Source organism: Leptospira selangorensis, assembly GCF_004769405.1.
Taxonomy (GTDB): Bacteria; Spirochaetota; Leptospiria; order Leptospirales; family Leptospiraceae; genus Leptospira_B; species Leptospira_B selangorensis.
Map to the genome: position 1 here is coordinate 179,354 of NZ_RQES01000018.1, position 21,635 is coordinate 200,988.

The 21,635-nt window shown below is 38.8% G+C and carries 20 protein-coding genes; 12 read left to right on the top strand and 8 right to left on the bottom strand.

The features are described 5' to 3' along the window. The first annotated feature begins 35 nt into the window (after nt 1-35). Genes EHO58_RS13260 through EHO58_RS13275 form a run of 4 tightly spaced genes read left to right on the top strand, consistent with a single transcriptional unit; the run spans nt 36 to nt 3,333 of the window. A complete protein-coding gene (locus tag EHO58_RS13260; RefSeq protein ID WP_135625969.1) occupies nt 36-365 on the top strand; it encodes an ArsR/SmtB family transcription factor in 330 nt (109 codons plus the stop codon). Between the two features lie 41 nt (nt 366-406). Beyond that, entirely contained in the window at nt 407-1,471 is a 1,065-nt protein-coding gene (arsB, locus tag EHO58_RS13265; RefSeq protein ID WP_135680258.1) for an ACR3 family arsenite efflux transporter, read from the top strand. Beyond that, nucleotides 1,468-2,091: a low molecular weight phosphatase family protein gene (locus EHO58_RS13270; protein ID WP_135680259.1), complete on the top strand. Its 624-nt coding sequence runs from the start codon at nt 1,468-1,470 to the stop codon at nt 2,089-2,091. Before arsB ends, EHO58_RS13270 begins: the two co-directional genes overlap by 4 nt. Nucleotides 2,092-2,112: 21 nt before the next feature. Beyond that, nucleotides 2,113-3,333 carry a circularly permuted ATPgrasp domain protein gene (locus EHO58_RS13275; protein ID WP_135680260.1) on the top strand — a complete coding sequence of 407 codons (1,221 nt, stop codon included), beginning with the start codon at nt 2,113-2,115 and terminating at the stop codon, nt 3,331-3,333. 55 nt (nt 3,334-3,388) lie between these two features. Here EHO58_RS13275 and EHO58_RS13280 read toward each other — a convergent pair whose 3' ends face one another. The 4 genes from EHO58_RS13280 to EHO58_RS13295 all read right to left on the bottom strand — a co-directional run bounded on the left by EHO58_RS13280 (nt 3,389) and on the right by EHO58_RS13295 (nt 8,399). Then, entirely contained in the window at nt 3,389-4,210 is an 822-nt protein-coding gene (locus tag EHO58_RS13280) for a sterol desaturase family protein (RefSeq protein ID WP_135680261.1), read from the bottom strand. A gap of 108 nt (nt 4,211-4,318) precedes the next feature. Next, on the bottom strand, nt 4,319-5,371 hold the full coding sequence (locus EHO58_RS13285) for a helix-turn-helix domain-containing protein (RefSeq protein WP_135680262.1): 1,053 nt from the start codon (nt 5,369-5,371) through the stop codon (nt 4,319-4,321). Continuing rightward, nucleotides 5,371-6,639: an ATP-binding response regulator gene (locus tag EHO58_RS13290; protein WP_135680263.1), complete on the bottom strand. Its 1,269-nt coding sequence runs from the start codon at nt 6,637-6,639 to the stop codon at nt 5,371-5,373. The genes EHO58_RS13285 and EHO58_RS13290 overlap by 1 nt, the downstream gene beginning before the upstream one ends. A gap of 191 nt (nt 6,640-6,830) precedes the next feature. Continuing rightward, nucleotides 6,831-8,399 (bottom strand): helix-turn-helix domain-containing protein, encoded by a 1,569-nt coding sequence (locus EHO58_RS13295; RefSeq protein WP_135680264.1) that lies wholly within the window; start codon nt 8,397-8,399, stop codon nt 6,831-6,833. Between the two features lie 256 nt (nt 8,400-8,655). Between EHO58_RS13295 and EHO58_RS13300 the strand changes: the two genes are divergently transcribed. Further along, nucleotides 8,656-9,042 (top strand): DUF1304 domain-containing protein, encoded by a 387-nt coding sequence (locus EHO58_RS13300; protein WP_135625977.1) that lies wholly within the window; start codon nt 8,656-8,658, stop codon nt 9,040-9,042. Between the two features lie 258 nt (nt 9,043-9,300). Beyond that, the gene (locus EHO58_RS13305; protein ID WP_135680265.1) at nt 9,301-11,850 is read left to right on the top strand and encodes a SpoIIE family protein phosphatase; all 2,550 of its coding nucleotides are present in this window, start codon (nt 9,301-9,303) and stop codon (nt 11,848-11,850) included. On the opposite strand, the gene EHO58_RS13310 is transcribed toward EHO58_RS13305, so the two are convergent. The 4 genes from EHO58_RS13310 to EHO58_RS13325 form a co-directional block, all read right to left on the bottom strand. Then, nucleotides 11,834-13,456, bottom strand: coding sequence for a HEAT repeat domain-containing protein (locus tag EHO58_RS13310; protein ID WP_135680266.1), 1,623 nt, complete (start codon nt 13,454-13,456; stop codon nt 11,834-11,836). The two genes, EHO58_RS13305 and EHO58_RS13310, sit on opposite strands and share 17 nt — an antisense overlap. Continuing rightward, nucleotides 13,453-14,136, bottom strand: a complete 684-nt coding sequence (locus EHO58_RS13315) for a hypothetical protein (RefSeq protein ID WP_135680267.1) — start codon at nt 14,134-14,136, stop codon at nt 13,453-13,455. Before EHO58_RS13315 ends, EHO58_RS13310 begins: the two co-directional genes overlap by 4 nt. 107 nt (nt 14,137-14,243) lie before the next feature. Beyond that, complete coding sequence (locus tag EHO58_RS13320) at nt 14,244-15,518, bottom strand: hypothetical protein (protein WP_135680268.1); 1,275 nt, start codon at nt 15,516-15,518, stop codon at nt 14,244-14,246. Nucleotides 15,519-15,843: 325 nt separating this feature from the next. Continuing rightward, on the bottom strand, nt 15,844-16,323 hold the full coding sequence (locus EHO58_RS13325) for a hypothetical protein (RefSeq protein ID WP_135680269.1): 480 nt from the start codon (nt 16,321-16,323) through the stop codon (nt 15,844-15,846). 104 nt (nt 16,324-16,427) lie between these two features. Between EHO58_RS13325 and EHO58_RS13330 the strand changes: the two genes are divergently transcribed. From EHO58_RS13330 to acpS, 6 genes are read left to right on the top strand one after another with little or no spacing between them, the layout of a single operon-like run. After that, nucleotides 16,428-17,609 (top strand): MFS transporter, encoded by a 1,182-nt coding sequence (locus EHO58_RS13330; RefSeq protein WP_135680482.1) that lies wholly within the window; start codon nt 16,428-16,430, stop codon nt 17,607-17,609. A gap of 40 nt (nt 17,610-17,649) precedes the next feature. Then, nucleotides 17,650-18,534: a 4-hydroxy-tetrahydrodipicolinate synthase gene (gene dapA, locus EHO58_RS13335; protein ID WP_135625983.1), complete on the top strand. Its 885-nt coding sequence runs from the start codon at nt 17,650-17,652 to the stop codon at nt 18,532-18,534. 10 nt (nt 18,535-18,544) lie between these two features. Further along, nucleotides 18,545-19,351 (top strand): 4-hydroxy-tetrahydrodipicolinate reductase, encoded by an 807-nt coding sequence (dapB, locus tag EHO58_RS13340; protein ID WP_135625984.1) that lies wholly within the window; start codon nt 18,545-18,547, stop codon nt 19,349-19,351. Nucleotides 19,352-19,361: 10 nt separating this feature from the next. Continuing rightward, on the top strand, nt 19,362-20,201 hold the full coding sequence (gene cdaA / locus EHO58_RS13345; protein ID WP_135625985.1) for a diadenylate cyclase CdaA: 840 nt from the start codon (nt 19,362-19,364) through the stop codon (nt 20,199-20,201). Further along, the gene (locus tag EHO58_RS13350; RefSeq protein ID WP_135625986.1) at nt 20,194-21,258 is read left to right on the top strand and encodes a YbbR-like domain-containing protein; all 1,065 of its coding nucleotides are present in this window, start codon (nt 20,194-20,196) and stop codon (nt 21,256-21,258) included. The genes cdaA and EHO58_RS13350 overlap by 8 nt, the downstream gene beginning before the upstream one ends. Continuing rightward, on the top strand, nt 21,255-21,635 hold the full coding sequence (gene acpS, locus EHO58_RS13355) for a holo-ACP synthase (RefSeq protein WP_086446726.1): 381 nt from the start codon (nt 21,255-21,257) through the stop codon (nt 21,633-21,635). Before EHO58_RS13350 ends, acpS begins: the two co-directional genes overlap by 4 nt.

Below are 21,635 nucleotides of genomic sequence, written 5' to 3' on the forward strand. Positions count from 1 at the left end.
TTGAAATTATCATAACTTAATTCCACATCCAATCTATGGGAATTACCAAAACAGAGCTATTTAATAAGCGGCAGAATAAGATTGCCTCTTATGCAAAAGCCCTCGGGCATCCGGCTCGTATTGCGATCTTGGAGTCCATTCTCAAAAGAAAAGCCTGTATCTGTGGTGACTTGGTCGACGAACTAGGGCTTGCTCAGGCCACGATCTCACAACACCTAAAAGCGCTAAAAGACGTGGGTATTTTACAAGGAACCATAGACGGTCCGTCCATCTGTTATTGTATTAATAAAAAAACTTGGGAGGAGATCGGAGGATATTTTGCTCCTTTTCTTTCTCAGATCCCCGAAAGCGGAAATTCCTGCTAAAACCGCTTGACATTAATCGCAATATTGCGATTAAACGATTAATGTCTTCTCATGTCATTTCCGAAAAAAGATTATCTTTTTTAGATAAGTTTCTAACCGTCTGGATCTTTATCGCTATGGGGATAGGGGTCTCTTTCTCTATTTGGTCTCCCGGTTTTGTTGATTGGATTAGAAGTTCGGAGTTCGGAGGGACAAATCTTCCGATCGCTATCGGACTTATTTTTATGATGGTTCCTCCTTTGGCTAAGGTGAATTTCACGAGGATTCCTAGGGCGTTCGGACGGATAGACCTGGTCTTATATTCTCTACTTTTAAATTGGGTGGTCGGCCCATTATTGATGTTCGGGTTGGCGTTCCTTTTCTTTCCGGAAAACCAGGAATATCGAATCGGATTAATACTGATCGGAATCGCACGTTGTATTGCGATGGTTTTAGTATGGAACGATCTTGCGGACGGAGATAGAGAGGTCGCTGCCGGTCTTGTCGCCTTAAATAGTATCTTTCAGCTTCTTTTTTACGGAGTTTTGGCGTATTTATTTGTAAGCATCCTTCCAGGGACTTTAGGATTTACGAACTCTTCTATACATGTGAGTTATTGGGACATCGCATATAGTGTCTTGATCTACTTAGGAATTCCGTTTTTACTCGGTTGGGGAATACGAACCTTAAGCCTTCGTTTTAAGGGAGAAGAATGGACGACTCAAAAATTATTGCCGTCTATTTCTCCGATCACACTGATCTTTTTACTTTTGACGATCGTATTCATATTCAGTTTGAAAGGAGACTCGCTTATCAATATTCCTTTAGATGTTCTCAAAATATCAGCTCCTTTACTGATTTACTTTATTTTAATGTTCTTTTTCAGTTTCGGACTAGGACTTCTAATAAAAGCGGATTATCCAAGGAATGTAGCGGTTTCTTTTACTGCTGCGGGAAATAACTTCGAATTAGCGATCGCTGTCGCGATTGGGACTTTTGGGATCGCATCCGGACAGGCGTTTGTAGGGATCGTGGGGCCTCTTGTGGAAATTCCAGTCCTTGTTTTTTTGGTAGAGATCGCGAAAATATTCAAACAGAAATTCTATCTGAAGAGAGGAGCAGTATGAATTCCCTTTTCGATCCAATTAAAGTTTTTTTAGAGAAAAGAGAAAACGAATCGTCTTTCATTTCGGAGGAAAGAAAGGAAATATTACTCCACTTCGCGAATGAGATTCGAAAATTAAAATTAGATCAGAATTATTTTGAAATGATATTTGTCTGCACTCATAACTCTCGTCGTAGCCAAGTTGCACAAATGTTTGCGTTTGTCTGTGCAGAGTATCTCGGACTTTCCGGGATCGGGTCTTATTCAGGAGGAACGGAAGTAACTTCTTTTCATCCGAACTCAGTTCAAGCACTTGTAAAGATCGGGTTCAAAATAGAGAAGGAAGAAGAAGCGGAAAATAATCCTAGATACAGGGTCTCTTATAAAGAAAATTTCCTCCCTATCGCTGCATATTCAAAACTTTATTCAGATTCCGCAAATCCTAGAGGGAAATTTATAGCAGTGATGGTCTGCTCTTCTGCAGATGAGGCTTGTCCTTTTGTTCCCGGAGCAGGGGCGAGGATCAGTCTTCCATATTCAGATCCCAAGGAATTTGACGACACTCCTCAAGTTATAGAAAAATACCTGGAAACATGTGAAACGATTGCGAGGGAACTTCTTTTTGTAATGGATCATGTCTAAGGTTGTATAGCGGATAATGGAATGGAAACTAACTTAGCAGAAATATTAAATGAAAAATGTTCTTGTTCTACTTTGAATAAAGAACGTCTGAGTGAAGAAGCTCATTTTTATTCCGAAACACCCTCCTTTATCAATATTTCTGATAAAAATAGGATCGAGCAAATTCTGACTTCTATCCGGGACGCTTTACGTTTACCCGAGGTCAGAGATAGAATTTTGTCGGATTATGATCCCAGGGAAAGGGCAGGGAATACTACCGGGGGAGTTTTTCTTAGTTTAGATTTTCATTATACGAAAGAAGGTCCCAAACTCATCGAGATTAATACGAACGCGGGCGGGGCTTATTTACAATTAAAACTTTTAGAAGCCCAGATCAGATGCTGTAAGGTCGTTGATATTGCTATGCCTAATGTGGAAGTTCTCCGAACTTTAGAGGAAAGATTCTATTCTATCTTTCTTGATGAATGGAGCTCCAACGGACGAATAGGACGACCTGACTTTATCGCTATCGTGGACGAAAGTCCTTCCAACCAATTCTTATATCCTGAATTTTTACTATTTAGAGATCTATTTAGATCCAAAGGAATTCACTCTGAAATTTTAGATCCGGATCAGATAGAATTGATAGGAGAAGAACTCTATTTCGAAGGAAAGAGGATCGATTTAATATATAATAGATTGACCGATTTTCATTTATCCGAAGATCCGAATTTGAAAATTTTTCAAGCCTGGAAGAGTGGAAAAGTAATCGTCACTCCTAACCCAATCGACTATGACTTATACGCTCGGAAAACGAATTTGAACGTTCTTTCGGATAATGATTTTCTTATAAATGCAGGTCTTAATAAACAGGATTCGGAAATCTTAAGATCTGCTATTCCGGTTACCAAAATTGTAAGCTCGGCGAATGCGAGCGATCTATGGGAAAGTCGAAAAAGTATCTTCTTTAAACCTAAAGAAGGTTTCGGCAGTAAGGCGGTCTATTATGGAGGAAAACTTACTAAGAATAAGTTTTCTGAAATCGTAAATGGGGAGTATATAAGTCAAGAATATATCCCTCCTTCTATTAGAGTCACATCTATTTCCGGAGAAGAAAGAGAGTTAAAAATGGATATAAGGACTTATATTTATAATGATGAGATCTTACTTTTAGCCAGCCGCTTGTACCAAGGACAGACTACAAATTTCAGGACTCCCGGAGGAGGATTTTCTCCTTTATATACATTGCCTGAAATTCTATAGATCTATTCGCATCCGGTTTCAGATACGAATCGATCTATAGAATAGTTTATTTCGTTCAGATACTTTCCTGTAGTTCTTTTCTTTTTTGTTCCGGTTTTTTAGAAGTTATCTCTGCAAAAGTTTTTTCATACTCCGGATGAACTGTTCCGAATAGATAATCCCAAACAGTCGTATAAAGTCCGTAATTATATCGGAAACTTTGATGGTGCATATCATGGTTCGTATTTGAATTCACCAGTTTTAGGACTTTATTCGTGCCCATCCAGTTCGGAAAAATTTCGTAACCGCTATGACCTAAAACATTTCGTACGATCTGGAATGTCATAAAGATCATCAAAGCCAGAGGATGGACAGGAAATAGTAAAGCAACGATCGGCATGATCAGAGAATGGATCAATGCCTCCCAAGGACTGAAAGAGTATGCGGTCCAGGGAGAAGGTGTGGTGGAATCATGGTGCAGCTTATGGACTCTTTTATAAAAGAAACGAGTATGCATTAATCTATGAGTCCAGTAAAAATAAAAATCTTGGATGCCTAAGATCAGCACCGTGCTTACGATCAGGTATCCCCAACCATAATCCTCAATACGTTCGTAAAACTTAAAGTAACCGTATTTTCTAAACAGAAATACGATCAGAGTTACAGAGGTGTAAACGATTACGGAAGAAACGGAATATAAAAATTCTTTCCTAAATTGAGAAGGTTTAGCTTTCTTCTCTTGGATCTTCCTGTACTGAAAAGGATGTTTCCAAATATAGAAGACCAAAAACGCGATACCCGCGAATAGAAAGTATCTTATAAAATCTATTAGGAATATGATTGGGATTTGGGGAACCAAATCCATCATGTATTGAAATAATTGTTTGTGAAAGCACATGTTCGATCCTTTGCTCCTGTGTAGGATTTGATGGATCATTGAAACATTTTTTCAGAAATGAATCCGATGGATTTCGGACAATATCTGATCGATTCCGGATTCGATCGGCTATTTTGCGGAATTGTTTTGTTTTCTGAAATCGCTGGGGGTCATTCCTACTATTTCTTTAAAGGCTCTATTAAACGGGGCAAGGGAACCGTAGCCTAAATCCATTGCGACTCTAAGCACCTGGAAATCGTTTTTGCTCGGATCTGAGAGTAGTAACTTTGCCTCCTGTATTCTGTAATAATTCAGGAATTCGTTGAAGTTTCTGTATCCCAGCCCTTTATTTATGAGCTTACGTACCTTCTTCTCCGGGACATTTAACTGTTTGGCCAAAGCTAAAATGGTCAGGTTTTCTTGTAGAAATATCTTTTGGTTTTTTAAGAGAGACTCTAGTCTTTTGACTAACCCCTCGTCTAAAGGTTCTTCGGTTGTTTCTTCCTCTTGTATTTCTCCATTTGGGAATACATTCTCTCTGAATTGGAAAATCCGAAATGAAATAAAAAATACCAATATAAATATGAAAGAAGAATTGATCAGATCTAATTGAGCTGAATACCCTGCGTCCTTGGTGATCACTTCCATCAATACGACTGACATGCTATAAAGACCTGTTACCCAGGAGAAGATAACCCTGAATTCTCTTCTGGATTCTAATAAATCTATATTCTTATCTTTTAAAACTTTTCCTAAGGTAAGTAAGATCAGTCCAAGATAGAATACCTGAGGCATGCTGAATAGTATATTAGAAAAAACGGAAGTCTGGTTTCGGATATCTGAGACGAGGAAAACATAAAAGCAGAATATATTCAGAGAAAAAAATAGTATTCCATGCCATACTTTCAGTTTGAATCCATCTTCGAATAGGCTCGATACGAATAGATAGAAAAGAATGGAAACTGAAAAACAACCTGTATGTACAAGGATCAGAAAGAATATATTTGTAGAATGGTCTAACCATGGACAGATAAAATAAGCGATAAGAGAAGAAGTGAACAAACTTCCGAGTATGCTACGAGTGTTTAGTTTTACTCGGATTAGAAAGTTTAAGATCAGAAAGCCCAGTTGAGCGATCGTGGCAGCTTTTAAATATTGGATCAGATTTGAAGTTTCGAACATTAATCTAGGATAGGCAAGGAAACTGTGGCGAGTACTACTTCTACAGGTTTTTCTCCGAGAGTATGATCGATAACATTATGTATTGAGAAAATCCCGCCATGTTTTTTTATTACGAAGTCCACAATCGTCAATCCTAAACCGGTAAAATATTCCTCTTCTTCCAAATTTTCATCCACAAAGCCGGCAAGTCTGTAGAATGGTTGTTTGACCAGCAGTTCTTTGTTTTTAGGGATACCTGGGATAGATTGTGGATCGAATTCGTTTTTCAGATTGATATTCAAGTATCCCCCTGAAATGGAGATATATATGTTTATGACCGAATTATTGGAGGAATATTTTAAAGCATTGATCAATAGTTCCGTAAATATCCGACCGAGCGAATCCGGATCCGCATCTATATCATATCCATTCGTAGGAAGTGAAATCTGAGGAATTATTACATTCTTTTTTTTCTTATATTGTTGGTTAGAATTCTCTAATTTTAATCTGGATCTTTCTAATAGATCGTGTATCTGCTCGCTATTCGTTTTTTGGAAAGAATTTTGGAAGTTTTTATTAAGTATCTCTAAACTTTTTTCGAGAGAACGAAGCCCTTTTTTCGTGTAATAAATATTCTCAAAAAGTAATTCGACTACATCGGAAGAAAAATTATAAGATGAATTATCTTTTTTAGCGCTTGCTTGGAGTATTTCTACTATACTTACAATTGCCCCAAAGCCTCCTCCGCTAAAAAAACTTTGTTTTAAATTATTGAGTGTGCTCTTGGAAAGATCTATATTTTTTTCCAGATCGGTAAGCCAGGATTGTTTGTATAGGATCCAGTTCAGCTGGGCCTTAAGACGTTCTTCGTTTTCCTGTATTAGTATCCTTTCACTTTCTTTTAATCGTATAAATTCTGAAATCCTATCCAGCACTTGGTATAATCTTTCTCTGTCGATCGGTTTGATAATATAATCGAATATACCTAATTTCATCACTTTGATGATGATTTCCGGGACATCATTTCCAGAAATTACGATGAATAAGGACTCGGGCTTTTTTTCTTTTATCTTTTTTATAAAATCGAATCCGTTCATGACTGGCATTTCCAGATCCACTAAATACAGGGAATATTCCTTGGACTCCGCCATCTCGTAGCCGGCTTGTCCATCCGGGGCTGTGTCCGCATCTACCCCGAAACTCCTGGCTAGTCTTGCGATAAGATCTCGAGTTTCTGCTTGGTCCTCTACGATTAAAATTGGATTATGTAGGTTTAATCTGAATGCCATTATTAAAACAGAGCGTGTTTTAAATATTTTGCATATAGAGTGGCTCTGAAATTAGAACTTTAAATTTTCTTTATGCAGGACCAATTGCATTGAATTTGTATAACTTTGTAAAGATGAAAATGTAAAACATTTTTTCTTAAATCATGGATAATTAATGGACAAGATTACGTCGGTTACGTTATTTGCCACTTTTAATAAAAAGGATTGGTTTTTCTGAAATTATTCGGATTGCTACCGGTTGCTTTTTTAAATTCCAGATAAAATGAGGAACGAGAACTAAAACCGGCAAGTTTTGCGATATGAGAGGTTGTTTCATTCGGGTTTTCGATCAGTAAAAACTTGGCTTCTTCTACCCTGTATTGGTTTAATAAGGAAGGAAAACTGGTTTTAAATTCCGTATTTATGATCTCGGAAAGTTGGTGGACGGTGATGCCTATTTCTTTTGCTACATCCTCTTCCTTTAAGGATTGTTTTAGATAGATCCTTTCTCTTTTTAAAAGTCTCATTAGATTTTCTATGCAGGCATTTACGTCTACGGAAGTCAGATGAGAACGTTTCAGTAGAATTTTTTCAACCGCCCATTTATTAGTAACTTTTCTGGCCAAAAATGAAGATACGATGAAAAATATAGGAATATAGAAGATGATCCCGTATGCTGAAAGCCAATTGTATGGATAAAATTCGAACTGGAATACTGTTTTAAAAACACTGAATAGAAAAAATACGGCCCAAGACCCGATATAACAAATCTCACTATATGATCTAAATACAAAAAGAGAAGAATGTATTTTGTAGAAGTAGTGGATCATCACTCCGTAATTTATGATCAATATCCAAATCCGATTTTCATACCAAAAATCAAAAGAAACTATTAGAGGATAAAATAAACCTAAAAGGCCGGAGATCCCGAAAAAAGGCGATCTGTGGGTTGTTCCTTCTTCTTCGATCGACCAAGAAGCAAGATATAAGAAGAAAGAGAGGTGTGTCATTCCCAAGAATAAAAAAAAACTGTGTCTCAAAATAGAATGATCAGATTTGAAGATGGAAGAAAATTCTTTTCCATGCAGGAAGTAGATCGTGAGTGAGATAGAAATAAAAAGGATAGGTAATGTTATAAATAGTTTTCGTTTCGTTTTGAGATAATAATATCCGCAAAATAATAAGGAGACAATTAATGCTAAACATCCGAAAGAAAGTATCGCTGACCTGATATGGATCTGTGATTCATAGTCGGATTCGGATAAAAGACTGATCGGATATTGAATGTTTTCGTTTGTCTGGATAAATAAATAATAAGTCTTTTCTTCTTGTGGGGAGAGTTGGATCGTAAAATGAGGAAGTAAAGAGCGGAAACCGAATAAAGTAGAAGTTTCATTTCCGGAATAAAATACTTCATATTTCCCTTTTGAATCAATGGAGCATAGTTCAGCTTCCGGTAGATTCAACCAATATAGGGATAAGGTCCTGATAACAGGATGTTTGCTTAAGTTGACGATCCTGAATCTGAGCCAATTTCCCGAATTATTCCGAGGGACTCGAACTACCTCGCTTGTGTTCTGGTGCCACTCCATTGAGTCCAAGGAAAGAAGTGTCTCTGGTTTGCAGTGTTGGAATTTATTCTCTAAATATCTATATTCTATCTTAGGACTTAAATTTTCAGGTGGGGATTGTGAGAAGATCTCTATCACTTCTATGGATTTAGCAAATAAACCTATGGGGAAAAATAATACACAGATCAAAACTCTTTTCCCTGTTAGCATCTTTTCTCCTTATTATTTGCCAAAACGGCATGAATCGACATTGTATTTAGATTCAGTTAAAGGAAATTTCAATATTAAAAAATGTCCAAACTTATAAATTTAGAAAAAATTAGCTTATAAGTTTTAGCCTGTGATCTCGTGTTGGGTATATATAATATCGAGACTTCCTATAAGGTTACTGATAACAAATACCTCTTTACAAAAAAGAATACTGAATTAAAACTCCCCGGGGTTTATATCCTGGGAGAGAATGGGAATGATATTAGCAGTAAGAATTTTAGCAGCTATCGTAGGTTTATTACATGTCTGGATCTTCATAATGGAAAGTGTATTATGGATGCGCCCTCGTATTCACAGAAGATTCGGAGTCACAGATACAAAATTAGCGGAAGCGATGAAGGGAGTCTTTTTAAACCAAGGATTTTATAATTTGTTTCTCGCGATCGGCGCATTGTATGGAGCCATCTTTTTCGAGATACATTCATGTCATGCCCCTGCGATCTTAGCATTCTCTTGTCTTTCTGTTTTCGGGGCCGGGCTTGTATTATTAGTTTCTAAACCTGCAATGGCAAGAGCCGCAATTATCCAAGGACTTCCTCCTTTGATTGCTGTTGTTCTTTATTTTATTTCTATCTACGGATAAGATATATAAAACTTTTCGCTCGGAAGATCTTCAAAAATTTTTTTGGGATTTTTCGGGCGAACTATTAGACACAGAGTTGTAATCTATCTTTCAAAAATGTACTTGTGGGAATTGTATAAAATCGGATCCTTAAGCTAACGTTCGCAAGTTGAAAAACGAAAAGCTCGCATCCGAAAATCCCGAACATCGTTCTTTAGGCCCCGCCAAATCAAAGAACATGTAGATTCGAAATCCAATTTTCAATCCAAGGAAAACCCGATGCAGATTCGTTCCGCAATCGTCCTCATATCTATTCTACTTTTTCCCAACCTACTTTTCACGGAAGAGATCCAAAAGATTTCGTCATTTGATTCGATTGTCAGCCTGAATTCCGCAGATACCCACACTTGGGAAATCACGGAAGAGGCTTTAGATCCAAAACAATTCTCTCTTTCCTATTTAAGCGGAGAAGTTCCCGAAACCAAAACAAATCCATACAAGGCTCCCGGAGTTTATAGGGTGTCCGAGGAATCGATTCATAAGGTTTATTTAATTAAGAAGTTTATCGCTCCTGAAACTTGGAAGGCAGCGGGGATCTCAGTTCGGTTGGGAACCTTGACGGATAAGGACAAAACCTATCTAAACGGGAAACTGATCGGAGAGACCGGGGACATGAATTCGTCTGAACCCCAAGCATATGATAAAATTAGAATATACTCTATTCCTCCCGGGCTTATCCGAAACGGCAAAGAGAATATACTGGTTATAGAAGTGAAAAAATATTTTCATCCGGAAGCAGGAATTGAACAAGACCGGACCGAAATAGGAGATACACTTCTTATAAGAGGGGATTACTATAGGGCGGAATATACCAAGATAGCACTATTGATGATCTATCTTACGGTAGGAGGGTATTTTCTATTTTTATTCATGAGAAGAAGGACGGATACCGAAAACCTGTATTTCGGATTATTTACCATCTTTCTAGTGATCTATCAATTTCTTAGGAACCAGATCAAATATGAGCTGGGAATTCCGTTTTTGTACATGAAAAAAACAGAATATATTATTCTGACCGCCCTTATCCCTATATTTGCGAATTTTATCCGATCTTATTTTAAATTTCCGAGAGGTAAATTTATCAATGTATTGGATGCGATTTACGGAATTTTTATAATATTCTATATTCTTTCGAATAATGTAATTTTATATAATAAGCTAAATAGTTCCGCGGTGCAGTTGGGTTGGGCCGCTTATATGGTCCTGATCTTTTATTATTTGATCCATAAGATCAGGACAAAAGATAGGGATGCATTACTCATCTTGATCGGAGTTTCGGTTGTGGCCTTGTCCACAATTTTGGACACTATGTCCAATCGGAACTTGTTTGTTTTTCCTAGGACCGTGGGATACGCATTCTTCTTCTTTATTATAAGTATTGCCACTATCCTTGCTAATAAATTCGTAAGATTGAACGAACAAGTAGAAGAATTGAATGAACATCTGGAACAAAAAGTAGAGGAAAGGACCCAAGAGTTAAACGAATCCCTGGCGAATGTGAACAAACTGAAAACCCAGCAGGATGGAGATTATTTTTTAACTTCTCTGCTAATTCGTCCATTGTTTACGAATAATACTGCCAGCCCTTCTTTGAAGATAGATTTCTTTTCTAAACAAAAAAAGGCAATTTTGTTCAAAGAGAAACATTATGAAATTGGAGGAGATATTAGCATCTCCGGAAATATTTCCATCCAAGGAGAAAAATACACAGTATTCGTTAACGGAGACGCAATGGGAAAATCCATCCAAGGTGCGGGCGGGGCGCTCGTGATGGGAACCGTTTTCCAATCCTTATTAACCAGGACCAATCGTAACGGTGGATATTCTAAAACTCCTGAATCTTGGTTAAGGGAGTCCTTTTTGGAACTCCAAGGTATTTTCGAATCTTTTGACGGATCTATGTATATTTCCGTAGTGATCGGTTTATTGAACGAAAGAACCGGGGCGCTTTATTATATCAACGCAGAACATCCTTGGCCTGTATTGTATAGAGATGGATCTGCAGGATTTTTGGAGAATGAACTGACTTTACGTAAGATAGGTATTCCCGGGAATGAGGAGAACTTCTTCGTCAAATTTTTTCAATTAAAAAAGTATGATGTACTAATATTGGGATCGGACGGTAAAGACGATGTGTTGATAGGAAACGATGATAGAGGAAGGATCGTAAACGAAGACGAGACCAAATTTTTAAGAACCGTAGAAGAATCGAACGGAGATCTAAAGGGGATATACGAGAAAACTTTGGAATTTGGGGAATTGACGGACGATTTCACTCTTTTAAGATTAGAATTCCTCGTAGATCCTCAGCTAAAAAACGAAATTACTCTGAATGAAGTATTAGAACAGGCGAAAGTTCTTTATAAGAAGAAGTCTTATTCTCCTCTTATCGATTATCTAAACGAATACAAAACGATTTTCTCCGATAGAGAGGAATTTTTCATTCTACTAGGAAAATCTTATTTGAAGCTAAGAGATTTTTCTTCCGCTTCCAAATCTTTTGAAAGAGCTGCGAATTTAAATCCGAACAGATTGGAATCCCAGTATTACGCGTCTTATTCCAGTAAATTGAATAAGGATTTTCAAAAGGCGGAATATTTCGGAAAGATCGCCTATACATTGGATAAAAGTTATCTAAATAACCTGATCAACTTAGCGGATATTTATAAAAACTTAAACCAATCGGAAGAAGCCAAAAAATTCGCAGAAAGAGCCTTAGTGATCGATCCCAATCATCCAATCCTTCTAAAACTTACGGATGTTTTTTAGAAAAATTTACGATATACCAATTCACCCATTCATTTTTGGAAGCGAACTTCAGTCCGGTCACCGATCTTAATGCGGAAACGATGAGCTTTCTATTTCGAGAAGTGGAATTTTCTTGCAATAGTTTGATCAAAACGGGAACACTCGCTGGATCTTTTTTGGCTCCTAATTGAGAAACTGCCACTTGGTGTAGATTGATATTTTCGCTCTCGGCATATTTTTCCAAAATTTTGCGGGACTCTTCTCCGGGAATTGAGGTGATTGCTGCGAGAGTGATCGGAGCTAAATCCGGAAAATCCTCCGTTTTTCTATCTAAAAGAGAAATAGATTTAGGAGAAGCTATCATTCCTAAACTTTCGGATGCGATCTTAGCCAATTTTTGATCTTTAGACTTGCAAGCTTCTTCAACATAAGGAAGTCCTTCCTCCGAGCCTATGGCACCCAGCGCCCAAACGGCTCCGTATCTTGCCTCTGTTTGATCTTCTTGTAGGACTTTAACAAGTACTGGGATACTTTTTTTATCACCTAAATATCCTAAGGATTGAGCTATAATCTCCCTGTCCGGAATATTAGGATCTAATAATGTTTTCTCTATTTCTTCTCTTGCTTTTGAAAATTTAATACGACCTAAAACATGAGAAGCGGGTGCTTTTGCTAAAGTTTTACCTTTGGTTAAAACTTCTAAAATTCTGATCGAAAATCCGGGATCTGGAACTCCTATTAAAACGTCTGCTGCTCTATACCGAATTTCTTTGTCTTGGTTTTCTAAAATAGGAAGGACCAAAGGTAAAATTTTTGGATCTTTGATATCTACAAGAGCGATGGTGGAATTTTCTCTTCCTTTATCAAAATCCGCCTGTAGTGCTTTTACTAAAAGTGAAATGGATTTTTTACTTCTGATCTTTCCTAAAGCCAAGTAGGTTGCCGCCAAAGTGGGTCCAGGCTCCGAATGAGAAGATAGATCTATAAGGTAATCTTCGGCTTCAATAACATTCAATTTTCCTAATGCCATGGCGAATGTTTTGGCTTTATCCGGATCTTTATTGGACTTTGCGGAGGCTAATATAATTTTTCCGGATTGTCTTGCATTGATTCTGACCAAAGTATCCACAGCTAATAATCTAATATTCGAATCTTCTTGGTTCAAAAGATTTGCTACTCGATTTCCAGCCTGAGGATCTTCCATTCTTGCGATGGCTTCCAGAACTGTTCCTATATCAATTCCCGATTTAGGATGTAAAAAGTTTAAAATTTCAGGAAGAGAAGTCCTGTCTTTCCAGATCCCTAATGCTAAGATTGCCGGGCCTTTTGTAATTTCTTCCGATGATCTCATCCATTCTCGAGCAATAGGGATGAACTTTCTTTCGTTTCTGGAGGCTAACTCCAAGATTGCTTGGGCTCTTGTTCTCGGATTTTGGCTTTTGAGATCGGATACTACTTGTTCTAGGCTTGGGACTTCTTCTTCCTGGATTTCAGGTAGAAGGTCGGGTCGAGGAGGACCAAAACATGCTAATGTCAAACCAAAAACCATGGCGCTGCATGTCACAGATATTAGAATATATCTTAATATCATAAAAACAGAATATACTTTAAACTTCATAAACATTATCTAGGCACCGATTCGGAAGCCTGTCTTAACTGTAATAATTCCTTTTGCCAAGAAGCGATATCAGAATTTGCTTGAGGGATTTGAGAAGTATCCATTCGGCCTTGTTGGATCGCGTACTGGACCAATTGTATTCTGGATTCTAATTCGGAAATTTTATAGGAGAAGTAAGCTTTCTGTTCTTCCGGAGTTACATTCGGATCGCTTGGACGTGTTGGAACTGATCCAGGTTGAGCGTATTTTCCTTCATTCCTGGATAATGCAAATTTAGATTCTGCAGAAGTAACCTTATCTAATTGATCTCTTGCTTTTTTCTCATCTTCAGATGTAAGTTGAGAACGGAATTCACTTGGAATATAGATATTTTTAGGGTATCTTGCAGCAAAATCGATCCATTCTTCTCTGATCTTTTCTCTTTCTTCCTCTGATTTCTTTTCTTTAAAAGCTGTTGGCCAAAGTCTTTTAGCTGGACCTTCCAAGTCAGGATCTTCTTCAAAAGGGTGAGGAGCATCCGGAAATTCCAGAGTGCCGCCGTTACCATATTTACGATTTGCAATTTCGGAAGCTTCTTCCCCTAAGCTGGGAACAGAAGTTTTTCTTTCCGGCCAAAATATGAATAAAATACAAATAATTAGAATAACTGCGCCTGAGATCCAGGGCCAATAAGAACGAAAGAATTGCATGATGATAATAAGGAAATTGAAATTAGAAAATCGAATTTAGACAATTCCCGCCGTATAAGCGGGAATTGATAAACATTTTGTCTCGAGCTTCAAAGAGCCAAAGACTCTTATACGAAAATTCCGATGACCCAAGAAATAAACTGCCCGAACAAAGTATCTGTCAGGAATTTTTTCAAGTCAACCGGATTACGATTTAAGGAATCGTAGTACCAAGCGGTGTATTCGCTTACTTGCGGAATAGAATAACCGTATTTGGAATTGATCGCTTTGATCAGCTCGTTTGCGAAAACGGAATGACCATACATATTCGGATGCACTCCGTCCAAGCCAAAAATACCAGGTTGGCCAGGAAGAGGCCAGTTCGCTTTTGCATAACCTGGGCTGTATCCGGAAGGACTTTTGATCAAACGTCCATTCTCTTTTAAGTCGTCAAAAAGAACTTTAAGATCGGCTAATGCAAATCCCATAGCAACAGCCTGAGCCTTCACTTCATTGTTTATGGAAGTTAAGAAGTTCGTGATCGTAGCTACTTCATTTTTGTCCAAAACTTGAGAAGGATCTGAAACTGAAGAACGGAAGAACGCTTTTAAGCCTGAATAGTTTACTCTTCCTTGAGGATCATTATAATTTTCCAAAAATGCAATAGAAGTCACATTCGGAACAGTGAATAGAACCCCACCTTTGATAGATCCGATCGCAGCCATTTTAGACATTGTGGAACGAATATCTCTCAAAAATCTAGCTTGGTCTAAACAATCTGTAGAAGTGCTCAATGCAGTACAAAGAACATGGTTCGCAGCCGCAGTTCCGAAAAGGAAGCTAGGTTTAACTGCTTGCATCACTTGCATTTGAGTTCCGGAACTTCTTAAACCGAATTGATGGAATTTATCCGGAGATTGGCAATCTGGAACTTGTATCCAGCGATAAGTATACCAGTACCAAGTTTCCCAATACCATTGTTTGGCCCAAGTAGTTGCATTAATATTCTCACACTGACCGGAAGTTTGTAAAACGGTAGTGTAATCCGCTCCGGTGATCCCTGCATGTGTTGGAAGTCCAACAGTAGATCCGTTTCCACCGATGATGGAAGCAGCGATGCAGAATACCCCACAATCACCTTTGAGCACGTCTTCAAAATTTAAGTATGGTCCTTTTAACACGTTATACGAAACGTTGGAACCGGCTTGTTTGGAAACTAAAACAGGGTAAGCCCAGTTCTGAGTTTTCTCTTCTACAGTTGCGCCATAAAAACCCTGGCTTAAGGAGTCACCAATTACTCCGGGTCTGGAAAACATTTGCGCTTGGCTTTGTGCCGAAAGCGTAGAAGCTCCCACGATTAGGAAAGTCCCGCTTAGGATTTTCCAAAAGTTTCGAATGTTCATTTTTAAATTAACTCCACTCTCTATTGAAGGAGATTTCTATATTCTCTTCGAGTCAAAGCATGGATATTGGAATATCGAAGTCAATTTTCAATTATATTATGCTTATAAATAATTTTGTCTATATTGAACATACGTAATATTACAGTGAGTGACCTCTCACTGAACACTGTTAGAATTTAATGTTTGATATATAATTAAATTTTTATAATATACTTGGATATCCCTAAAACAGGTGACCGGATGGCAGTCTAAATAAACTTAAACACTGTTCGTTTCTGGGATATGCTACTTAAGGGCTTTGGTGTAAAATTTCCGTATGTAAACTTTAATTAGGGATGCAGTCTATTTCTAGCCGAGTAAAGGTATGGTTCATCACAGTGCAGTTAGTCGATAAAGTTGCTGAATATCTAAAGAAGGTATTGGAAGTTCTGGTCAGAACACAATTAGTAGGATCATCCGGTTTATGAGAAGAGCCTAAATATAGATCAAGTGCTCCACCTACAGGAAATGTAAAAGGTGTGGTAGAAGGTACAGTTTCGATTTTAACCACGTAGTTAGCAGGGAAAATGTCGGGAAGATCTACAATGATCCCTTGTCCGGAAGAATTGTCCACATCGCAGGAAGTAATTAGCTGGTTATCTGCGGTAAATGTATCAAAGCTCACCTGAGCGAGATTTGTTCCTGGAGTTAAGTCAATATTTTGTAATAAAGGAAAAAGGAATGAATTCGGGATATCCTTTGGCTCTTCTCCGCATGCGAAAAATAGAAAGCTCGAAACCAATATAGCTGTTTTGCATAACTTCATCTTCCAAATAACAAGCAGGAATGCGATATTTGAGCGATTTTTATCCCACGCCAAGGCACCGAATTGCGCTTGCCGGGGCAGTTGATTTTTATCAATCTTCTTCCGTGATTCTTTTTTATTATCTATCTTCTATCTTGGGCCTACTTGCGGGAAATATGTTCAATTATACCGCCATTATTCTTTCCCAAAGTATTTCCAATTCTGATACATTTTCCGGTTGGGTATTCTTTTTTGTATGTTTTCCTCTTCTGTTCTTAAGTTTCACTGCGGGAAGATTATTGGATAAATATTCCAGGAAATGGCTTCTTGCAGGGGCACAAATCTCTATGGCCTGCGGTTCCGGATTTGCGGCTCTCGCGTTACACTTGGAATGGATCTCTCCCGGAAAACCGTATCTTCTTCTTGTGTCCTCGGTTCTTTCCGGGATCGGACTTTCTTTTGTGATGCCCGGAAGATTTGCGATCCTGGGAGATCTATTAGAACATTCTAAAATAGGAAAACATAGCGTTTGGTTAAACACTCTTGTTCTTTTCGGTTATGGCCTTGCTCCTTTGGTGGCGGGTTATTTTAAGGAATACTTCTCCTTTAAATATGTTTTTATGAGCATAGGTTCTGCTTACATTCTAAGTGTTTTCTTTTTGGTCTTGATCCCGGTGCAGATGAGGGAAAGAAGTAAAACTTCTTCAGGACCCGGGATCTCGGAACTGGTTGAGTATTTAAAAAATTCCACATTAGTTTCTCAGTTCTTATTATTAATGGGTGCAGTGGTTCTGTTAGTCGGTCCAGTCCAGGTGCTTCTACCTAAATACGCTAAAGAAGTCCTTGGATTAGGAGAAGGAGAAAGAGGTGCCTTACTTTCTGCTCTTGGGATCGGGCTTGTGATCGGAGGAGGAGCTACTTTTCTTCTTCATGGTTTAAGGAAGAAGGGGCATATTCTTTTCGGAACGGCGCTTTTCAGTTGTTTTCTATTCTCACTCATTCCTTTTCTTGCGGAAAGTCTGGTGCTCACTGCGGTTTGTTTTTTCGTATTTGGGTTTATGACCGGAGTGATCATTACTTTGATTCCGGCTGGGATCCAACAAAATACTGAAAATCATATCAGGGGAAGGATACTTTCTCTTTATAGCTTGGTCTTTCTTTTGGTACCTGCATTCTCCGGGATTTTATCCGGATTTTTCTCGGATCGGATTGGAATTCCTTCCACATTCGTTTGGTCCGGATTCCTGGAAATGGGAGTATTGATCTATCTTAGCTGGAGAATGGACCAGGTGCGGAGCCATTATTAAACGGTTGCCAAATCGCCCTGGGATCAGGAATTTATATATTATGTTTCAAGGCGTATTTACTGCCATTATTACCCCATTCCGGAACGGGAAAATAGACTATGATTCCTATTTTTCTCTTTTGGACAAACAAATCCAAGCAAGGGTAAGCGGAGTGGTGCCTTGCGGTACCACTGGCGAATCTCCTACTCTTTCTCATGAAGAACACGCGGAACTGATCCGCGAAACCGTGAAACATGTCAAAAAGCGTATTTTGGTCGTGGCTGGCACCGGTTCCAACTCTACTAGAGAAGCTGTTGAGCTGACCGAAGCTGCCTGTAAGGATGGAGTGGACGGGATTCTACAAGTGAATCCATATTATAATAAACCTACTCAAGAAGGTTTGTATCTTCATTTTAAAGAGATCGCAGATCATTCTTCTGTTCCTGTGATGTTGTATAATATTCCAGGAAGAACTTCCGTAAATTTATTACCGGAAACCGTTCTTAGACTTTCAGAACATCCTAAAATCAGATCTATGAAAGAAGCTACCGGGGATCTAGGACAAATGTCAAAATTGATCTCTTTGGTTGGCGATAAGATGACTGTTCTTTCCGGAGACGATAACTTAACTCTTCCTCTTCTCTCCTTAGGTGGAAAAGGTGTGGTGTCTGTGATCTCGAATCTATTTCCGGAAAGTTTGGTAAAATTAGTGGAGTCCTTTCAGAAAGGGGATATGGCTGCGGCTCAAAAGATCCATTATGATTTTATAGAATTATTTGCATTAGCATTTATAGAAACAAATCCGATCCCGATCAAAGCAGTGATGAGTTGGCATGGATTCTGTTCGGGTGAGATCCGTCTTCCGATGACTTCTCTGAGCGCCGGTCCCGGAGCAGATCGTTTGAAAAAAACGGTTTCCGATCTATTAGCAAAAGGTTATAAATAAGGAATTCGATTTGGCCCGCAAGAATCGTGTCGCAGTCATTGGTGCTTCTGGAAGAATGGGGAAGGCTATTATCCAAGTCCTTTCTCAATCTAAAGTTTCGGAACTTTCCGCTGCGGTAGTAGGTAAGGGTTCCGTTTATCTAGGTTTGGATTCCGGTTTACATTCCGGACTCAAGCAGAATGAAATTTTGTTTTCGGACGATCTTTCTAAATCCATTTCTGAATCAGATACTGTAATCGATTTTTCTATTAGAGAAGTTCTATCAGACGTTTTAGCTGTCTGTAAGGAATTCAAAAAACCTGTTGTGGTTGGAACAACCGGTCTTGTAGAAACTCATAAAGAATTATTAAAAGAAACTTCTAAAAGTATTCCGATCGTGTATTCTCCTAATATGTCCATCGGGGTGAATCTTCTTTTTAAACTGACTGAGATCGCCGCAAAAGTGATGGGAGATCTGGCAGACATCGAGATACAAGATATACATCATCGTCATAAAAAAGATGCTCCTTCCGGAACTGCAGAAAAATTGAAAGCGATCCTTTTGGAGACTCTGTCAAGGACGGAGTCGAATATTGTACATGGTCGCCATGGAATTCTACCGGAAAGAGATCCTAAAGAAATCGCGATCCATACTCTCAGAGCGGGAGAAGTGATCGGAGATCATACTGTCTATTTTTTTACTCCGGAAGAAAGAGTGGAAATTTCTCATAAGGCCCAGGACAGAAAAACATTCGCAGTCGGTTCCGTTAAGGCCGCCGAATTTTTGATCGGAAGAGAAAAAGGCCTCTATGATATGTTTTCCGTATTAGGGTTATAAGGTTCCAGGAATGGATTTTTTAAAAAACATCAGTTTATTCCAAAGTGATAAGTTCGGGATCGTGATGATCCTGGATATTCTGATCGTTAGTTTTTTAATTTATCAATTTTATTCCACCATTCGTCGGACAAGAGGGGTTCAACTTCTTTTGGGGATCGGTCTTATTTGGGTGCTTGGGATTTTTGCTCAAACCTTGAATTTTGAACTTTTGGATTGGATTATCGATAATATCCGCCCGGCACTTGTGTTTGCGATTATAGTTCTTCTTCAGCCTGAACTTCGTAAGATTACCGGTGATATGGCGAGACTTAGGTTATTTCGTCCTTTCCTTTTAAAAACTGCCACCGACCTAGATGAGATTGTAGAAGCATCTAAGATCATGGCTAAAAACAAAACCGGTTCTTTGATCGCGATCGTTAGAGAGCATAGTCTTAAAGATATCGCAGAGCAAGCGGTTCAGTTGGATGCAATTCTTTCCACAAGCCTTCTTCTTACAATCTTCAAAAAGAACACTGCACTTCATGACGGAGCAGTCATCATAGAACAGAACCGGATCGCATGCGCGGGTGCTTTCTTACCGATGGCCACGAATTTGGACGATGCAAGAATGGGTGCAAGACATAGAGCGGCGCTCGGTATCGCAGAAGAATCGGACGCAGTGATCGTTGTAACTTCGGAAGAGACCGGAGAAATTTCGGTCTGTCACGACGGAGAAATGATCCATCCTGTAAAACCGATCGAATTAAAAAATCTTTTGAACACGATCCTCCATGAGAAAAAAGCAGGACCGGGAAATCCGAATGCTGACAAAAAGTTTGAGTCGGAAGAAGTAGAGGAGTCCCATGATTAAGGCTCTTCTGAACAACTGGCAGGCAAAACTCGGCTCCATCATTCTTGCCACATTATTCTATATCAATTTACAAAATTCTAAAATTCTAGTAAGAGAAGTAAATATAAAGATAGAATATCCTAAATTAAGTGGCGGGCTTATCATCGCTAAAGGATCCGACACTACTTTTCCCGTTAAGGTAGAAGGTGTTCGAGACTATGTGAACTTCTACACTCCTTCCTTAAAGGCTTATATTTCTCCCGCTGATCTTCATCCTGGGGAGAATATCGTAAACGTGGTCCGATTTGGGGGCACGACTCCAGGTTTAAGAATTTCTAAAATCCCTGGAAAAGAAAAAGTTAAGATCATAGTAGAATCAAATGTGAGTAGGACTCTTATAATTGAGCCTAAACTTGCGGGAGACCCTCCTAAAGATTATATTAAGTCTTCTCATTTCGTTTCGCCTACGAGCCTGGTGGTTGTAGGAAATCCTTCCGAGTTTGATAAGGTTGGGCGAATAGTCAGTCTACCTTCTATCTCTTTGAAAGATAAAACAAAAACATTCACTCAGAAATTTAAGGTCCCGGATCTACCTGCGGGTTTAAGATACAGGGATAATATTAAAGAAGTTTCAGTAACAGTGAATATCGTAGCGGATTCTTCTACCCCTGGAGAAAGTATAGTTCTGGGTGTTCCGGTAAAATGCCAAAACCTGGATAAAAGTTTAGAAGCAGAATTTTCGGAACAGGAAGTTTCCGTAAAACTACAATCCAAAACTCCGTTAAGAAGTATCCAGATCATCAAAGGTCTAAATGCTAGCGTGGTATGTTCTCATAAATACGATCCTAAAACCAAAAAGATCCTTCCGGATGGTAAACCGGTGGTCGCAAAAGTACGTTTGGAAAAAGCGCCTAGTTTAAAATCCGTAGAGATCCAGGGAGTATTCCCGGATCGAATTTCCATCCTATATCGAGTCCGTCCGGACATTGGATCAGGTGGGACCGGAAGTGAAGATGGGGGAGATGGAAACTCGGATCCGGGTTCGGAAGAACCTTTGCCGGAGCCTGAGGAAGAATGAAAATCACCATCGGGAATGATATAGTAGAAAATTCTAGGATCAGAGACTTGCTCGATAAACATGGAGAAAGATTTCTGAAAAGAGTATTTTCAGAAACTGAGATAGCTTACTGCTCAGGTAGAAAAGATCCTGTCCCTCATCTTAGCGGAAGATTTTGTGTGAAGGAAGCATTCATCAAGGCCATAGAACCCGGAGACAAGGTGATCCTCGATATGAGAGAAATCGAACTTTTCGGGAAGGATTTCGGAAAAAAAGAATTGGTACTTCACGGAAAATCGAAAGAATTGTTCCTCGAGAAAGGCTATAGCGGTGTTTCCGTGTCCATCAGCCATGCGGAAAATTATTCCACTGCAGTTGTCGTTCTCTATAAGGAGTGA

Coding starts and splice junctions, on each gene's coding strand:
- EHO58_RS13260 (WP_135625969.1), top strand. CDS start 36: ATGGGAATTACCAAAACAGAGCTATTTAATAAGCGGCAGAATAAGATT.
- arsB (WP_135680258.1), top strand. CDS start 407: ATGTCTTCTCATGTCATTTCCGAAAAAAGATTATCTTTTTTAGATAAG.
- EHO58_RS13270 (WP_135680259.1), top strand. CDS start 1,468: ATGAATTCCCTTTTCGATCCAATTAAAGTTTTTTTAGAGAAAAGAGAA.
- EHO58_RS13275 (WP_135680260.1), top strand. CDS start 2,113: ATGGAAACTAACTTAGCAGAAATATTAAATGAAAAATGTTCTTGTTCT.
- EHO58_RS13280 (WP_135680261.1), bottom strand. CDS start 4,210: ATGTGCTTTCACAAACAATTATTTCAATACATGATGGATTTGGTTCCC.
- EHO58_RS13285 (WP_135680262.1), bottom strand. CDS start 5,371: ATGTTCGAAACTTCAAATCTGATCCAATATTTAAAAGCTGCCACGATC.
- EHO58_RS13290 (WP_135680263.1), bottom strand. CDS start 6,639: ATGGCATTCAGATTAAACCTACATAATCCAATTTTAATCGTAGAGGAC.
- EHO58_RS13295 (WP_135680264.1), bottom strand. CDS start 8,399: ATGCTAACAGGGAAAAGAGTTTTGATCTGTGTATTATTTTTCCCCATA.
- EHO58_RS13300 (WP_135625977.1), top strand. CDS start 8,656: ATGATATTAGCAGTAAGAATTTTAGCAGCTATCGTAGGTTTATTACAT.
- EHO58_RS13305 (WP_135680265.1), top strand. CDS start 9,301: ATGCAGATTCGTTCCGCAATCGTCCTCATATCTATTCTACTTTTTCCC.
- EHO58_RS13315 (WP_135680267.1), bottom strand. CDS start 14,136: ATGCAATTCTTTCGTTCTTATTGGCCCTGGATCTCAGGCGCAGTTATT.
- EHO58_RS13320 (WP_135680268.1), bottom strand. CDS start 15,518: ATGAACATTCGAAACTTTTGGAAAATCCTAAGCGGGACTTTCCTAATC.
- EHO58_RS13325 (WP_135680269.1), bottom strand. CDS start 16,323: ATGAAGTTATGCAAAACAGCTATATTGGTTTCGAGCTTTCTATTTTTC.
- dapA (WP_135625983.1), top strand. CDS start 17,650: ATGTTTCAAGGCGTATTTACTGCCATTATTACCCCATTCCGGAACGGG.
- cdaA (WP_135625985.1), top strand. CDS start 19,362: ATGGATTTTTTAAAAAACATCAGTTTATTCCAAAGTGATAAGTTCGGG.
- EHO58_RS13350 (WP_135625986.1), top strand. CDS start 20,194: ATGATTAAGGCTCTTCTGAACAACTGGCAGGCAAAACTCGGCTCCATC.
- acpS (WP_086446726.1), top strand. CDS start 21,255: ATGAAAATCACCATCGGGAATGATATAGTAGAAAATTCTAGGATCAGA.